Source organism: Flavobacterium sp. Arc2, from assembly GCF_041431385.1.
Taxonomy (GTDB): domain Bacteria; phylum Bacteroidota; class Bacteroidia; order Flavobacteriales; family Flavobacteriaceae; genus Flavobacterium.
This window is the reverse complement of record NZ_JASMRH010000004.1, coordinates 152,958-169,920: the sequence shown is the minus strand read 5'-3', so window position 1 is coordinate 169,920 and position 16,963 is coordinate 152,958. Positions and strand designations below refer to the sequence as shown.

Sequence of the window (16,963 nt, the reverse complement as noted above, 5' to 3'; positions counted from 1 at the left end):
TTAATTATTTCGGAATTATTAAACATATTTCCACTATGTTGTTAACAAAAACGAAATAGTATCGACATTATCTGCATAATTCCATAATTCAGGATGTTGTGTTTGTCCAAAATCAATACTGTTTTCAATCAATTTATCACTTACAATACATTGAATTTGGTCGCTTTCAGCTTCTAATCGCGTTTTCAAATCGTTGATGTCATCATAGAATTCATAAAACACACTCGAAATAGGAGAGGCAGGGCTTTTATCTTCTTTTAAAGTCAAAAAACCATTGTCTAATAGTTTGAAATTACTCATTAGAAAAACAGCCTTGTTGTAATCATAATTGTTAGCATATTTTTCATAATGGATAACATCCTGATATTCAAAAATAGCTTCAAAAAAAGCATCAAAAGAATATCCTTTTGGTACAAACAGTTTAGATACATTGCGACATCCTAAACCAAAATAACGGAAGATATCTTCCCCTAAAGCAACTAGCTGCTCTTTGGTTTCTTTTCCGCTTAAAACGGCAACTGAGTTTCTGCTTTTTCTTATTATTGAAGGCTTGTCTTTAAAGTAATATTCAAAATATCGAGCCGTATTATTGCTTCCGGTAGCTATTACGGCATCAAAGTTTTCTAATTTCCCTTCGACAAAACTTATTTTATCAGCAAATCTTGGTTCAATTGATATAATGTATTTTGCTAAAAACGGGAGCAGGTGTTGGTCGTTAGAAGATGTTTTAACCAAAACATTATTTCCAGAAATCAAAACAGATAGAAAGTCATGAAAACCAACTAATGGAATGTTTCCCGCTAAAATTAAAGCGATGTTTTTAGATTTTGTCGTATCTATAGTGTAAGCGGAAAGCCATTGATTTAAGTTTTCCTCTGTAAGTGCTTTGGCCCAAGACTGAATGGAAAAATAAACCTGTTCTGGAGTATACCAACCATTATGTGACTGCGATAATTTAATCAGATCAATAAAGGACTCAAAAAACAGATCGTTGTTTAAAACGTCAGGATTTTCAATGGTATTATCTTCAGAAAATTGGCTTAAGAATTTTCCTAATTCAACAAAAATACTTTTTTTTGTTTCTAATGTCATAATGTTTGCTTATGAATTGTTTTGATTGTAATTTTGCACAAAAATAAGCTTTAATAACTCGAAAGTCAAAAGTCTTAAAGTCAAAAGTGACTTACCAAGGTTCTTTTTAGCTCGAATAATAAATACTATAGCAAAATGGCAATAATAATAACTGACGAATGTATTAATTGTGGGGCCTGTGAACCAGAGTGTCCAAATACAGCAATATATGAAGGTGCAGATGATTGGAGATATAAAGATGGTACTAAATTATCAGGGAAAGTAATTTTACAGGATGGTACTGAGGTGGATGCTGATGATGCGCAAACGCCTATATCTGATGAAGTATATTACATTGTTCCAGGAAAATGTACAGAATGTAAAGGATTTCATGATGAGCCACAATGTGCCGCTGTATGTCCGGTAGATTGTTGTATTCCTGATGATGATCATGTGGAAACAGAAGAAACATTATTGAGTAGACAAGCATTCTTACATAATGAATAGATTCTTTGATTGTAAGAACCAGAATAGAAATAAAAAAATCCTGTTCGCTACGGCGAACAGGATTTTTTATTTAAAGACTAAATTTTTATAATAGGCTTGTCATTATTTTGCAATAATATACGTAGAAATAGTTACTGTATCTGTAGCCTCATCATAACTCTCTAAAACTAGATTACCATCTGCAGTAAAATAACCATAAGAGGTTTTATCTTTTGCTTTGTAGATATAATTATTGTTTGAGGTTTTTCTTAAAACGGCTGATTTAGTACCGTTAGGTGAGAACATTGTATATCCACCATTGTCACTTGTAACCTGATATTTTTTGCCATCTAATTCATAATAAGCTGATCGGTCAACAGAAATAATTTTGGTAACTCCGTTTTCTGTGATTTTAGTCGTAGAGGTAACTTCTACCGGACTTTCTTTTACATCCTTATTTAAAACTTTAGAATCAGCATCTTTAAGTTCAATTGCTTGAACTTCTTCTATTTCTTTAGTTTGGATTACTTTTTTAGCACCATCAGAATCTTTTACTGTAGTGATATTAGTTTTGATTTCTGATTTTACATTTTTTTTCTGTGCCTGGATATTTAAAGAAAATAATAAAACGGCCATTCCTAACATTATATTTTTCATGATATTTAATTTTAATAATTTTGTGTTTTACAAATTTAAAACTATTTGGTTTTAAAACAGTTACGTAATTTATGTAAAAGGTTATAATATTCACATTCTCTTTTTTGCTATAATTACGTAAGTGTCGTAAGCATAGGTTTTTCGGTCTATGGTTTTTATTATTTCAAAATTATTTAAATATAGGAATAGTTGCATTTCATTTAGTGTAAATACACGAACATTAGAAAAATCATCAGCTATTAGGTTTTTTACGCCATTTATATCAGTGTAGTATTTTGCTCGCCATTCCACCATAAAGTTGTCTGCGGTAGTCGTTTCCCAGTGGCTTTCTCTTATGTAATTTATTCCCTCGTACTGTGCTTGATGTATGATTTTTTGATTTTCTTTTATATAAGGGATAAACCGATTGGCATCAATAAAATCAAATGCAATTATTCCTTCCTCAGTAATATTGTTATATAGTGAAGCGAAGGTTTCTTCCATATCCTCGTTTGTCGTCAAGTAGCTGGTGGATCTGCCAGTGATAATTATAGCATCTACTTTTTTTTCAAGATTAAAATCCCGCATATCTCCTTGAATGAAAGTGCAATTCTTATTTCGTTCTCTTGCAATAGAGATCATACTCTCGCTATAATCAAGTCCTATATAATCTTGCTGGTTTTCTTTAAATCTTTTGGCTAGGTTGCCTGTTCCGCTGCCTATTTCTAGAATGGATTTGCAATTGTTTTCCTTAATAAAAGTATTATAGAATTCATACTCTTCATCATAATCAACAAAGGTCTGATACATGGCATCATATATTTCGGCCATTTTTCCGTGGTAGAGAGTTGCCATATTTTTTCGTTTAGAATTGTATATTACTTTCGTTTGAAGTGATATTGCAGTGCAGGATATGGAGCATAAACAATAGGTTTTAAACGCTTTATAAATTTATGAAAAAATAGTATATAAAAAAAGGGCTATCCGATGGATAGCCCTTTTGATTTATTCAATAATCGAATTAGAATTTATAGTTCAATGATAAGTTAAACATTGTTCCTAGTTGACTAAAATGATATCCATCATACGTCATTTGAGAATAACGTTGGTTAAAAGTAATCAAGTTAGATTGATTTTGTACTAGTAAAGGATCGCTTAATAGTACAGTACCAGCTGCGTTTTCAGCTTTGAATTCCCATTCTGGTAAAACATTTAATAAGTTGTTTACATTTAATGATAAAGTAAGTTTTTCTGTAGCAGAAAATGTAACTCCTAAGTCAGTAACGATTTTAGGAATAAACTCAGTTCTTAAGTCTGAACTCAGACCAGCTTGGTTAAATGTAGTCTTTCCAAAATAAGTATTGTTAAGAGAAAAACCAAATTTTCCAATTTCGTAGTTCGATCCTAAGATCCATTTTGTTTCTGGTCTTGAAGTAAACATTAAAGACTCAAGTGTTTGACTGAAGTTCTCGCTTTTTACTGGAGAAATTCTTTCATTTTGAAAAGTGATATTTCCAGATAAATTGAATCCTAATTTTCCTTTACCTAATAAAATATTATTGTAATTAGCAACTACATCTAATCCAGAAGTTCTTGAATCGAATGAGTTTTCAAACCAAGCTACATTACCATAAGGTGTTTCAACAATATCTCCTAAGATAATTCTGTCTTCTACTTTGATATTGTAATAATCAACTGTGAAATTAAAGTCTCTAGAAGGTTTAACACCTATTCCAATCGTTACGTTAGTTGATTTTTCAGCATCTAATTTTGGAACACCAATTAAACGTGCCTGAGGAGAAACGTTATTAATAATACCACTTACTTGAATTCCTTGTCCTGCAACGAAAGAATATTGTGATTTTTGAGTGTAAATTTGGTGTAAGGTAGGTGCTCTAAATCCTGTAGACAAAGATCCTCTTAATGTTACTTTGTCGTCTGCAAACTTATATCTAGAACTTAATTTCCAAACAGTAGCTCCACCAAAATCGCTATAATCTTCATAACGAACTGTACCGTTGATTAAGAAATCTTCAGTTACATCATACGCAACATCAAAATAACCACCTATGTTGTAACGGTTCCATTTACCTGAGTTTTCAGGTCTGTTTCCAGCAAATGAATCAGCTCCAGATCCATCCCATGAAGCCTTATCGCCTTCGATAACTTCAAATGTTTCTGATCTGATCTCAGAACCAAAACCAATGCTTATTTTGTCTGATAAAATCTTAGAGATATCTAAATTACCTACAATATGATTGAAAGAAGTTCCTCCTGGATTGAAAGAAATAGGACTATATTCTCTATATACATTTTCGCCATCGGCGTCTTTTGTGTCAGATGGATTGTGAGAGTTGTCTACATTATACCTTTGAGTATTACCACCCACTGTAACACTTGCATCAGTATTCCAACCGTTTTGAACTGATTTGTAACCTAAAGTAGCATTATAGTCGTTCAAGTCCCCTGTGAATGTAGGAACATAACCTTTGTAAGATGCTGCAGTTCCGTCTCCAAAGAAATCCTTTAAATAAGGAAGGCTTGATAATTGTTTCCAATATGGAGTTCTGTAGTTAGCAAACGAGTTTACTTTTTTGTAAACATAGGCTGCATTATAGTACATTTGAGTGTTTTCAGATAAATCAAATCCACCGTTTACTAAGAATTTTGCTGCAGCAGTTTCAGGAGAACCGTTAATGTTTCCAGCATCTGGAGTCGTAGCAAGGAAATTATTTATTTGTACTATCCCGGCAGCGTTATCTGCTTTAATAGATGTTGAAGTTGCGCCGTTCACATAATTATTAGGATCATTAGGATTAACGTAAATAAAATCAGCATATTCTCCACCTGAAAGCGGTTTGTTGTCTGGCCCAAGATTCGTTGTTCCTCCATCAACTTTACCAGGTCTGTTTGCTTGGTTTACTTTTGAAAAGTCTAATGTATAATTTATAAAACCTTTACCATTCCCTACTTCAGAACCATTGTTAAGACTTACTCCGTACATTTCACCGTCTCCTTCAGAAGTTACTCCACTTCTTACTGTTACTGATCCGCCGTTTGTGCTTTTTTTCAAGATAATATTCATTACCCCAGCAATTGCATCAGAACCGTATTGAGCCGAAGCACCGTCACGAAGTATCTCTACTCTTTCGATAGCGTCAGTAGGTATAGCTGAGATATCAGCACCTGTTTCACCACGTCCTGGAGATGTTTGAACGTAAAGTAATGAACTTAAGTTCTTACGCTTTCCATTAATAAGAATTAAAGTTCTACTTGGCCCCATGTTTCTAATTTCATAAGGATCTAATAAAGAAGTCGCATCATTAACAGGAGTTTGTACCGTGTTAAAAGAAGGAATCTTGTATTGTAAAGCTTTGTCAAATGACGCTTGTCCAGTTGACGCTAAGTCTTTGGCAGAAATTACATCAATAGGTAGAGCAGTTGTTGTATTACTCCTTTGAGCCGTTCTTGATCCTGTTACTATAATTTCTTGTAATGCTTGTCCTCCTTCTTCTGACAGGACAACATCAATTTTAGCACCTATGGCAACTTTTTCTACTTTGGCAAAACCAATGTAGCTAAAAACGATTGTTGCCCCTTCTTTTACTTTCATTTTATAAGCACCATCAATATCAGTAGAAACTCCGTTGTTGGTTCCTTTTTCGACGATGTTAACTCCAGGAAGAGGAGCGCCTGAATTGTCTTTTACTACCCCAGAAATTTCTTTTTGTGCAAAAAGAAAACTGACGTTTAACAGTAAAAATAATAATGTGATTTTTTTCATAATAAATTTAATTTGGTTTTTGTTTGGTTTGATTCACTGCAAGATACATTTTATTTAACAAAAAATTAAGAGCATATTAAAGTTTTATTCAAAAAATGTGATATTAGTTATTTCTAAATGTTAATTTATTATACTGATAAATTGTAGTAATTTTAATTATTAAATATGTAAAACTTTAAAATATACTTTGCAATTACATTAATCTATTGATTATGCTGTCTAAGATTTATTAAATATTATATTTGCAAAATTTTAAAGTAAACATTAGAACTTATAACGGTAAAATGTTATATGTAAACATAACTATCATGAAAGCAGGAATTGTAGGATTACCAAATGTTGGAAAATCAACATTATTTAATTGTTTGTCAAATGCAAAAGCGCAAAGTGCAAATTTTCCTTTTTGTACAATTGAACCTAATATAGGTGTTGTAAATGTACCAGACCCAAGAATTGAAAAATTAGAGGAACTAGTTAAACCGGAGCGTGTGCAAATGGCGACTGTTGATATTGTAGATATCGCAGGATTAGTAAAAGGAGCCAGTAAAGGAGAAGGTTTAGGGAATCAATTTCTAGGTAACATTAGAGAGTGTAATGCTATTATTCATGTACTGCGTTGTTTTGATAATGACAACATCGTTCACGTTGATGGGAATGTAAACCCAATTAGAGATAAGGAAACTATCGATATTGAGTTGCAGTTAAAAGATCTTGAGAACGTAGAAAAACGTTTAGAAAAAGTAAACCGTGCTGCCAAAACTGGAAACAAAGAAGCGCAAGTTGAAAAAGCACTTTTAGACCGAATTAGAGAGACTTTGCTTCAAGCTAAATCAGCTAGAACGGTAGCACCTCAAAATAATGATGAAGAAGCTTTAATGGAAGCTTTTCAATTGATTACGGCAAAACCAGTTTTGTATGTATGTAATGTAGATGAGAATTCAGCTGTAAGCGGAAATAAATATGTAGATCAGGTTCGTGAATTAGTAAAAGACGAAGATGCTGAGGTTATTATTCTTTCGGTAGGAGCAGAGGCTGATATTACAGAATTAGAAAGTTATGAAGAGCGTCAAGTTTTTCTTGAAGATATGGGTTTAAGTGAGCCGGGTGCTTCTGTTTTAATTAGAGCTGCTTATAAATTATTGAAACAACAAACTTACTTTACAGCTGGTGTAAAAGAAGTTAGAGCTTGGACAATAGATGTAGGTTCTACTGCGCCACAAGCTGCAGGAGTAATTCATACCGATTTCGAAAAAGGATTTATTCGCGCCGAAGTAATTGCTTACGAAGATTTCGTTCATTACGGTTCAGAAGCAAAATGTAAAGAAGCAGGAAAATTCAAAGTAGAAGGAAAAGAATATATTGTTAAAGATGGCGATGTAATGCATTTTAGATTTAACGTGTAGTTTCTGGAAAACAGAAAATAGAGCAAAGAAGATAGAATATAGAAAGAAACCTGCAAAAGTAATTTTGCGGGTTTTTTTGTACCCATTTCCCGCTTTCCACTACAAGATTTTGCCATCTTGCTTTTTTTATAAGGCAAAAAAAGGGCTTCCTCTGGTTGCTCTTTTTTGCCAATAAAAAAATAGGCAATCCTGTCAATATGCTTTTCGTTTCAATCGCGGGTAAAGAGGAAAGAGTAAAGAAGCAAGAGAAAAGAGAGTTTTTTAAAAATCAGCGAATTAGCAGTAAATAAAACGAAAAGCCTACTCAATCTGTGATCTAATTTCATTATTTTTATAAAAAACTAGAACTATGAAGATTATAGCCTTTGGCGCAAGCCCCAGTAAAAACTCCATTAATAAAAAATTAGCTACCTACGCTGCCAGTTTATTTAAAAACGGGGAAATAGAAGTGCTGGATTTAAACGCGTACCAGATGCCTCTTTTTAGTGTAGATATTGAAGAGCAAATTGGGCAGCATCCTTTGGCACAAAAATTTTTGGATAAAATTGCTACTGCGGATGTTTTAGTGGTTTCAATGGCGGAAAATAACGGAAATTATTCTGTGGCTTTCAAAAATGTTTTTGATTGGTGTACCAGAATAAATGCCAAAGTTTTTCAAGAGAAACCCATGTTGCTTATGGCGACTTCGACTGGAGCAAAAGCGGGCGCAAATGTATTGGGAATAGCTAAAGACGCTTTCCCTTATTACGGTGGAAATATCAAAGCAACGTTCTTACTGCCTAGTTTTGATGCTAATTTCGATATTAAAAACGGTGAAATTACCAATCCCGAATTCGATAATCAGTTGAAAGAAATTGTGATAAATTTCCAAATTTAAACGTATAATTGTTCTCTTTAAGTGTAAAATTGTTTGTAAAAGCGATTGTCAATATCATTTTTAATAACTTTGAGGGCTTACTCTTTTAAAATATATTGAGATATCCTATATTAGCACAAAATCCACAAAATTTAAAATGTCAGATCAAAATCAGTATACCGAAGATAATATTCGATCGCTCGACTGGAAAGAACACATCCGTATGCGTCCTGGTATGTATATTGGGAAATTGGGAGATGGATCTTCGGCAGATGACGGGATTTATATTCTTCTAAAAGAAGTGCTAGATAACTGTATCGATGAATTCGTTATGGGAGCTGGTAAAACCATCGAAGTAACTATTAAGGATAAAACGGTTACCGTTAGGGATTACGGTCGTGGAATTCCTCTAGGAAAAGTGATTGACGTCGTTTCTAAGATGAACACCGGTGGGAAATACGATTCCTTAGCGTTTAAGAAATCTGTTGGTTTGAACGGAGTAGGAACAAAAGCAGTAAATGCTTTGTCTAATTACTTTCGTGTTGAATCTGTTCGCGATGACAAACAAAAAGCCGCCGAATTTTCAGCAGGTAATTTGATGTTGGAAGAGGATGTGATTGATACTACGAAGAGAAAAGGAACCAAGGTAACTTTTATCCCGGATGAAGCCATTTTTAAAAATTACAAATACCGTTATGAGTATGTAATTAAGATGTTGAAGAATTATTGTTACCTAAATAATGGATTGACGATAGTATTTAACGGAGAAAAATATTTTTCTGAAAATGGTCTGAAAGACTTATTGGAAGAAACAATTCATGCTGATGATTTAGAATACCCGATCATTCACTTGAAAGGAGAGGATATTGAGATCGCATTAACACACAGTAAAACGCAATATAGCGAAGAATACCATTCATTTGTAAACGGACAAAATACCACACAAGGAGGAACGCATCTTGTGGCTTATCGTGAAGCTATTGTAAAAACCATCCGTGAGTTTTACAACAAAAGTTTTGAAGCCTCAGATGTGCGAAAATCGATCGTGAGTGCGATTAGTATAAAAGTGATGGAGCCGGTATTTGAATCTCAGACGAAAACCAAATTGGGTTCTACTGATATTGGATCAGAACCAGGGATGCCTTCTGTACGTACTTTTGTTAATGATTTTGTGAAAACTAAATTAGACAATTACCTACATAAAAATACCGCAACTGCCGATGCTTTGCTTCGCAAAATTCTTCAGGCAGAACGCGAACGAAAAGAATTGTCTGGTATTCGAAAATTAGCCAAAGACCGAGCTAAAAAATCGAATTTACACAATAAAAAACTAAGAGATTGTCGTGCGCACCTTACCGATACTAAAAACCCAAGGAATTTAGAGAGTACGCTTTTTATCACAGAGGGAGATTCTGCATCGGGTTCGATTACGAAATCTAGGGATGTGAATACACAAGCCGTTTTTAGTTTGCGTGGAAAGCCGTTGAATTCCTACGGCATGAGCAAAAAAATTGTTTATGAAAATGAGGAATTTAATTTATTGCAGGCTGCGTTAGACATTGAAGATGATATGGAAAACTTGCGTTACAATAATATTGTGATTGCAACGGATGCCGATGTCGATGGAATGCACATTCGCTTATTATTGATTACTTTCTTTCTACAATTTTTTCCTGAATTAATAAAAGATGGGCATTTGTATATTTTGCAAACACCTCTTTTTAGAGTTCGAAATAAGAAAGAAACTATTTATTGCTATTCTGAGGACGAACGAAAAGCAGCCATTGAAAAACTAAAACCGAAACCAGAAATCACCCGATTTAAAGGTTTGGGAGAGATATCACCAGATGAGTTTAAAAACTTTATTGGAGATACGATTCGTCTTGATCCCGTTATGATGGATAAAAATACCTCTATTGAACAATTGTTGTCTTTCTACATGGGGAAAAATACGCCAGACCGACAAGAATTTATCATCAAAAACTTGAAGGTGGAGTTGGACGTGATTGACGCCGTTTAAAATTAAAAATGGCAAGAACATGATCAAAAAAACACATCTTCTCTATATTGCTTTAACATTTGGTATTGCTTTTTCAGCTATCTTTTTTATAATAAAAAGTAATGATCATAAAGAATGTGAAATTGTGACGAAAAAGTCATTAGATGAAAATGGACGTGAAGTAATAAAAAATAACAGAACATGTTTGTAAAGAAAAATATAACATATAAAAAGATACTGAAATAAATTCAGCATAAATGAAAGACGAAGAAGAAGACGATACCATACCCAGTTCAGACGAAGAGAATAGTGCTAAGGAGCAATCTAGTGAAGAAAAGGAAGATGAAATTATAGAAGTGGATCCTAAATCATTTGATGGCGGTCACTTTTATGACAATAATGAAGACAGTCACGATACCATAACCAAAGTTACGGGAATGTATAAGGATTGGTTTCTGGATTATGCTTCTTATGTAATTCTGGAGCGTGCAGTTCCTGCTATTGAAGATGGTTTTAAACCTGTTCAACGTAGAATCATGCACTCTCTAAAAGAGTTAGATGATGGCCGTTATAACAAGGTAGCTAATGTAGTAGGACACACCATGCAGTATCACCCACACGGTGATGCGAGTATTGGTGATGCCATGGTTCAAATAGGTCAAAAAGAATTATTGATTGATTGCCAGGGTAACTGGGGGAACATCCTTACTGGAGACAGTGCGGCAGCTTCGCGTTATATTGAAGCTCGATTGTCTAAATTTGCTTTAGAGGTTATTTATAGTCCGAAAATTACAGATTGGGGAATGTCTTATGATGGAAGACGAGCAGAACCCAACAACCTACCCGTTAAGTTCCCATTGCTTTTAGCTCAAGGTGCTGAAGGTATTGCAGTAGGACTTTCGACAAAAGTATTGCCACATAATTTTAATGAGTTAATAGATGCTTCGATAAAAATATTGAAAGGGAAACCTTTTACGATTTATCCGGACTTTATGACCCAAGGTATCGCAGATATCTCAAACTATAATAATGGATTGCGAGGCGGTCGTGTGCGTGTGCGTGCGAAAATTGCCCAGCTGGACAAGAATACCTTAGTGATTACCCAAATTCCGTTTTCGACAAATACGACTACTTTAATTGACAGTATTTTGAAAGCCAATGATAAGGGGAAAATCAAAATCAAAAAAATTGAAGATAACACTGCTGCCGAAGTTGAAATTTTAATTCATCTTTTCCCAGGCGTTTCTCCAGATAAAACCATTGATGCTTTATTTGCTTTCACAGCCTGCGAAACATCTGTAGCGCCTTTAGGCTGTGTGATTGAAGATAATAAACCTTTGTTTATAGGTGTTTCTGATATGTTGAAAATTTCGACAAACAGAACGGTTCAATTACTTAAAAGCGAACTCGAAATTCAACTGAGTGAACTGGAAGAGCAATGGCACTTCTTGTCTTTGGAGCGAATATTTATCGAAAACAAAATCTATCGTGATATCGAGGAAAAAACCACGAGAGAAGATGTGCTACAAGCAGTTGACGATGGTTTAAAACCACACATTAAACATTTAAAACGTGCGATAACAGAAGAAGATATTCTGAGATTATTAGATATCCGAATCATGCGTATCTCTAAATTTGACAGCAATAAAGCACAAGATAAAATTGAAGCTTTAGAAGGAAGTATAGAGCAAGTAAAACACGATTTAGAACATTTAATTGATTTTGCTATTGCCTATTTTGCCAAGCTGAAAGAGAAGTACGGAAAAGGGCGTGAACGCCAAACTGAACTGCGTGTTTTTGATGATATTGAAGCTACAAAAGTAGTTTTAAGAAATACTAAATTATACGTTAATAAAGAAGAAGGATTTCTAGGTACGAGTTTGAAAAAAGACGAATACGTTACGGATTGTTCAGATATCGATGATGTTATTGTTTTCCTTCGTGACGGAAGTATGATGGTGACCAAAGTGGATGCCAAAACCTTTGTGGGTAAAGATATTATTCACATCGCTATTTTTGACAAAAGCGACAAACGCACCATTTATAATGTGATTTATCGTGACGGTAAATCAGGACCTTCTTATATAAAGAGATTTAATGTTTCAGCGGTTACCAGAGACAAATTGTATGATTTAGCAAATGGAACCAAAGGCTCGCAAATTCTGTATTTCACTTGCAATCCAAACGGAGAGGCCGAAGTGATAACGATTATATTGCGTCAGATAGGAAGTATTAAGAAATTAAAATTTGATATTGATTTTGCCAAGATGGCTATTAAGGGACGCAGTTCTAAAGGGAATTTAGTTTCTAAATATCCAATTAAGAAAATTGAAATTAAAGAAAAAGGAATATCAACTTTACTACCAAGAAAAGTTTGGTACGACGATACGGTACAAAGACTAAATGTTGATGCAAGAGGAGAATTGTTAGGGGAATTTAGACCTAATGATAAAATTTTGATCATTCAGCAGTCAGGGAAACTAAAAGTAATTACACCAGAATTATCTACTCATTTCGATTCGGATATGGTGGTATTAGAAAAATGGGTTCCAAAAAAGCCGATTTCTGCCATTTATTATGATGGAGAAAAAGAGCGCTATTACATCAAACGCTTTTTGGTAGAAACCGAAAATAAAGAAGAACTTTTTATAACAGAGCATCCCAATTCACAATTAGAAATTGTATCGACTGATTATCGTCCGGTAGTTGAGCTTGTTTTTCCAAAGATAAAAGGAGTTCAAAAGGAAGCAATAACAGTAGATATTGAAGACTTTATCGCGGTGAAAGGATTTAAGGCTTTAGGAAATCAATTAACGACTGATAAGATCAAACAGGTAAATATGTTAGAGCCACTACCTTTTGAAGTTCCAGAAGAAATTGTTCCTGAACGCAGAGTTACAAATGATGATGGTACTGACGTTCAACTCGATGGAGACGGACAAGTCAACTTGTTTTAATTAGTAGATATAAAAAAAGCTCCATATGGAGCTTTTTTTATATCTACTATTATTTTATTTCTTTTTAGAGGCTTTCATATTTATGACTTCTACCATCAATGAGAAAGAGATTGCAAAATACAAATACCCTTTTGGTACTGGAGTTACGTGACTTCCAAAAATAAGCGCGTTTGATAAGTGAGCACTTTCTGTAAGTAGCATAAAACCAATAAGTATTAAAAACGATAACCCCAGAATTTGTATCGAAGGGTGTTTGTTTACAAAACTACCTACAGGAACAGCAAATTGCATCATGATAAGAACTGATATTACCACTGCTGTAATCATGATGTATAAGGCTCCTTCTACACCATTAGTCATACCTACTGCGGTTAGAATACTATCAAAAGAGAAAACTAGGTCAATCATAATGATTTGCACAAGCACATTTTGAAAAGATTTTGTGGCAGCTTTACTTAATTCCTTTTCTTCATGTCCTTTTTCATCCACTTTTTCCCTGATTTCACTGGTGCTTTTATAAATAAGGAATAGACCACCAAGAAGTAAAATTATACTTTGCCCCGTAATTCCGGCTGAAAACCACCTTAAATCAATTGTGAACCACGGTTCTTTCATTTGAATTAATAAATTAATACCAAACAAAAGGGCAATCCTCATAAACATGGCAAGAAACATTCCTATTTTGGTTGCTTTTTTACGACTTTCTACCGGCAATTTACCCGTGGCAATTGAAATGAAAATGATATTGTCTATTCCTAGCACAATTTCCAGGAATGTCAATGTTAACAAGGCGATCCAAGCATCAGGATTTAAAAATACTTCCATTTTAGTTTATTATGAATTGGTGATTATTACAGCTTCGGCTCCGGGTATTTAGTCGGATAATTTTGTTACGGTTCCTTTTTGTTTTCCAGGTATTCCTACCATGCCAAATTCAAAGGTATATGTATTTCCTGAAGTTGTCAAAATTTTCATGTCTATTGACTTTTCCTCAGCCATATTTTTTGGATGCAATTTTTTCAAAATATACTCGCAATCGTTAATCCATCGTATAGATGCCGTATCTGTTTTTCCATCGTAAGTTTCAATTTCGAGGCTGTCATTACGTTCAAAAATGGTTGTTTTTTTAACACCATCCACTTCATATTCAAAACTGAATTTACCGGTTTTAAAATCTTTGCAATTGCGTTCTACATTATAGCAGGAAATAAATACTAGAAGTAGTGGAAGTAGGAGTAATTTTTTCATTTTAAATTATTTGTTGGAACTTTGTCCTATTATTAGTTACGATCTATAATTGCTAGGAACGAAGCAATCTTTTGTAGGGATTACTTAATGCTTCATGAAAAAAGGTTTTTCACCGTTATCAGCACTCACGTTAGATTATTTTAATCGTCTTAATTCTTCGTCAGTGAAATTTTTAATGCTCTTTTCCTGAGCAAATTTTCCTGAATTATAATGGTTTGATTTATTCTTTGGAATCGATAAGCTCTCCCAATCGTTGGTTTTTAATTGTTTGGCATAAAAGACTATTTGCCCTATGTGATAGGGGTAATGTGCTAATTGCCTATTGATTGCTTCAATGACTGAATGGCCTTCATTACGAATGTATATGATATCTGATAATTGTTCTGGTTGTAAGTTGTTTAAAGCGGTAAATAAACATTCCCATCCTTTTTCCCAGGAATTTAATATTTCCTCTTTTGATAACAAATTATGTGCAAATTCTAGATCTCTATTTCGCCATTCTTTTTCACCATCGGTAGTAAGGAAATCAGTCCAACGAGAGAGCATATTTCCTGAAATATGTTCCACGATTGTTGCAATACTGTTAGTGTCTTCGTTTGTAGTGGTAAAAAGTTGTTCTGGCTCCAGTTGATCCATTGCTTTTTCTCCCAATGTTTTGTAATACAGAAACTGCTTTTTTACACTTGAAAGATAGAGTTCGTTTGTACTCATAGTTACTGAATTTTAATATCATATTTATCCAGAAGCCCAGGTATTCCTTGTGTGGAAAATTTGGCTTTACGCATCGGGTTAAATTCAGGATCAATTTTATAATTGTAAGCCGTCAAGAAATTCACTTCCTTTAATTGTGTATCATTAAAAATAGCGTTGTCTAGATTGCAATTCTCAAAAACCGAATTGGAAAGATTGGCACCAATGAAGCTGACCTCTTTCATCGAGCAAGAATTGAATTTCGTTTTTGGCATTTTCTTGTTAGCAAATGAAGAATAGTCTAGGACGCAATCGTGAAAACTTACCGTAAATAAAAAATCAGTACAGCTGTTAAATTGAATTCCCAATAATTTACAATTGCTAAAATGCACTGTTTTTAAACTCGTTCCCATTAAGCTAGTCATCGATAGATTACAATCGATAAACTCACAATCCATGAAAGTATTATTTGAGAAATCACTATTAGATAAATCGCAATTTTTAAAGACACAGTCTTCAAATTCGCGATTGCTGACTTTTTTGTCGATAAAAACAATTTTTTCAAATGTTTTTTGAATGTGAATTAAGTCTTCCATTAGTCGTTGAATATGCCTTTCATAATTGTTTTTAATCCTAAATACATTAAATACATGGCTCCCAGACAGGCGGCAATACCGATTGCTAAAACGAGATAATGCCAGCCGTTTTCCTTGTTGCTGAAGGCGTTGTAAATAATTGACGGACCTATAAATAACAGAGGCAAAGCACCAGTTAAATATTTAATTCCTTTGGATAGAAGTTCTTTATTGGTTGCCATTGTTTTTTTTGTTTTCCGTTTAAAGTTTCAAGTTGTTTTGTAAACTGAAAACTATTTACTGTTTATTATTATAAAATTCAACTGCTTTCCTAACGCTTCCGTGTTCTTGTAATAAGGTGGAACCTTCTTCATAACTCACGGGAATTTCTCCCATAATCATTTTTACCCCACGATCAATGAGTTTAGTATTACTAAGCTGCATGTCGACCATTTTGTTGCCTTTTACTTTGCCGAGTTGGATCATCGTAGCTGTCGAAATCATGTTTAAAACTAATTTTTGTGCTGTTCCAGCCTTCATTCTGGAGCTTCCAGTTACAAATTCCGGTCCTACCACAACGTCAATAGGAAACTGTGCTGTTTGTGAAAGCGGACTTCCTGCATTACAAGAAATACTTCCTGTTATAATATTATGTTGGTTACAGGCCTCTAATCCACCAATAACATAAGGTGTTGTTCCTGATGCAGCGATACCTATCACGATATCATTCTCATTTATATTATGCTGTTGTAAATCTTTCCAAGCTTGCGTAGCGTTGTCTTCAGCATTTTCTACGGCTGTGCGAATTGCCGTATCTCCACCGGCGATAATCCCGTTTACCAAGTCGAAAGGAACGCCAAAAGTAGGTGGACATTCTGAAGCATCCAAGATGCCTAATCGTCCCGAAGTTCCGGCACCAATGTAGAATAACCTTCCACCCAATTTCATTTTAGCTACAATTTGACTTACTAAAGTTTCAATTTGAGGTAGAGCTTTTTCAACAGCATAAGGAACGGTTTTATCCTCCTGATTGATATTAGCAAGCAGTTCCTGTACAGACATTTTTTCCAGATGTTCGTATTTTGAGGATTGTTCGGTGGTTTTCGTAAATGTCATTTTTTCTTTAATATTCAATTTTTGTATGCGTAACCTTAGATAACTCTTTTAGGAATAACTCGCAAGTTGTCCTTTTCGTATGTGAGGTATAGTCCTGAAGCCTCGGGAGAAATCTTTTTCATATGGAGATAACAAAATAAAA

16 protein-coding genes are annotated in these 16,963 nt (G+C 34.1%); 6 read left to right on the top strand and 10 right to left on the bottom strand.

Features of this window, described 5'->3' with window-relative positions; genetic code table 11:
* Positions 1–33: 33 nt before the first annotated feature.
* Positions 34–1,092, bottom strand: coding sequence for an acyl-CoA reductase (locus QO182_RS04025; protein ID WP_371560008.1), 1,059 nt, complete (start codon positions 1,090–1,092; stop codon positions 34–36).
* 135 nt (positions 1,093–1,227) lie between these two features.
* On the opposite strand from QO182_RS04025, the gene QO182_RS04020 reads away from it, so the two are divergent.
* Positions 1,228–1,578: a 4Fe-4S dicluster domain-containing protein gene (locus tag QO182_RS04020; RefSeq protein WP_371542230.1), complete on the top strand. Its 351-nt coding sequence runs from the start codon at positions 1,228–1,230 to the stop codon at positions 1,576–1,578.
* Between the two features lie 102 nt (positions 1,579–1,680).
* Here QO182_RS04020 and QO182_RS04015 read toward each other — a convergent pair whose 3' ends face one another.
* The 3 genes from QO182_RS04015 to QO182_RS04005 all read right to left on the bottom strand — a co-directional run bounded on the left by QO182_RS04015 (position 1,681) and on the right by QO182_RS04005 (position 5,977).
* The gene (locus QO182_RS04015) at positions 1,681–2,214 is read right to left on the bottom strand and encodes a hypothetical protein (protein WP_371542233.1); all 534 of its coding nucleotides are present in this window, start codon (positions 2,212–2,214) and stop codon (positions 1,681–1,683) included.
* A 90-nt stretch (positions 2,215–2,304) separates the two neighbouring features.
* A complete protein-coding gene (locus QO182_RS04010) occupies positions 2,305–3,048 on the bottom strand; it encodes a class I SAM-dependent methyltransferase (RefSeq protein WP_371542236.1) in 744 nt (247 codons plus the stop codon).
* A 166-nt stretch (positions 3,049–3,214) separates the two neighbouring features.
* Positions 3,215–5,977, bottom strand: a complete 2,763-nt coding sequence (locus tag QO182_RS04005; RefSeq protein ID WP_371560005.1) for a TonB-dependent receptor domain-containing protein — start codon at positions 5,975–5,977, stop codon at positions 3,215–3,217.
* A gap of 308 nt (positions 5,978–6,285) precedes the next feature.
* On the opposite strand from QO182_RS04005, the gene ychF reads away from it, so the two are divergent.
* The 5 genes from ychF (at position 6,286) to QO182_RS03980 (ending at position 13,192) form a co-directional block, all read left to right on the top strand.
* Entirely contained in the window at positions 6,286–7,380 is a 1,095-nt protein-coding gene (ychF, locus tag QO182_RS04000) for a redox-regulated ATPase YchF (protein ID WP_371542242.1), read from the top strand.
* Between the two features lie 349 nt (positions 7,381–7,729).
* Positions 7,730–8,257, top strand: coding sequence for an NADPH-dependent FMN reductase (locus tag QO182_RS03995; protein ID WP_371560003.1), 528 nt, complete (start codon positions 7,730–7,732; stop codon positions 8,255–8,257).
* A 136-nt stretch (positions 8,258–8,393) separates the two neighbouring features.
* Complete coding sequence (locus QO182_RS03990; RefSeq protein WP_371542247.1) at positions 8,394–10,256, top strand: DNA topoisomerase IV subunit B; 1,863 nt, start codon at positions 8,394–8,396, stop codon at positions 10,254–10,256.
* A 19-nt stretch (positions 10,257–10,275) separates the two neighbouring features.
* Positions 10,276–10,446, top strand: a complete 171-nt coding sequence (locus QO182_RS03985) for a hypothetical protein (protein WP_371560001.1) — start codon at positions 10,276–10,278, stop codon at positions 10,444–10,446.
* A gap of 46 nt (positions 10,447–10,492) precedes the next feature.
* A complete protein-coding gene (locus QO182_RS03980; protein WP_371542252.1) occupies positions 10,493–13,192 on the top strand; it encodes a DNA gyrase/topoisomerase IV subunit A in 2,700 nt (899 codons plus the stop codon).
* A 54-nt stretch (positions 13,193–13,246) separates the two neighbouring features.
* On the opposite strand, the gene QO182_RS03975 is transcribed toward QO182_RS03980, so the two are convergent.
* The 6 genes from QO182_RS03975 to murQ form a co-directional block, all read right to left on the bottom strand.
* Positions 13,247–14,017 (bottom strand): TerC family protein, encoded by a 771-nt coding sequence (locus QO182_RS03975; RefSeq protein ID WP_371559999.1) that lies wholly within the window; start codon positions 14,015–14,017, stop codon positions 13,247–13,249.
* Positions 14,018–14,065: 48 nt separating this feature from the next.
* A complete protein-coding gene (locus tag QO182_RS03970) occupies positions 14,066–14,440 on the bottom strand; it encodes a DNA topoisomerase IV (RefSeq protein ID WP_371542257.1) in 375 nt (124 codons plus the stop codon).
* 135 nt (positions 14,441–14,575) lie between these two features.
* On the bottom strand, positions 14,576–15,151 hold the full coding sequence (locus tag QO182_RS03965) for a DUF1572 family protein (protein WP_371559996.1): 576 nt from the start codon (positions 15,149–15,151) through the stop codon (positions 14,576–14,578).
* 2 nt (positions 15,152–15,153) lie between these two features.
* Entirely contained in the window at positions 15,154–15,726 is a 573-nt protein-coding gene (locus tag QO182_RS03960; RefSeq protein WP_371542263.1) for a pentapeptide repeat-containing protein, read from the bottom strand.
* Positions 15,726–15,947, bottom strand: coding sequence for a DUF6095 family protein (locus QO182_RS03955; RefSeq protein WP_371542266.1), 222 nt, complete (start codon positions 15,945–15,947; stop codon positions 15,726–15,728). Before QO182_RS03955 ends, QO182_RS03960 begins: the two co-directional genes overlap by 1 nt.
* A gap of 55 nt (positions 15,948–16,002) precedes the next feature.
* The gene (gene murQ, locus QO182_RS03950) at positions 16,003–16,821 is read right to left on the bottom strand and encodes an N-acetylmuramic acid 6-phosphate etherase (protein ID WP_371559994.1); all 819 of its coding nucleotides are present in this window, start codon (positions 16,819–16,821) and stop codon (positions 16,003–16,005) included.
* Positions 16,822–16,963 lie beyond the last annotated feature (142 nt).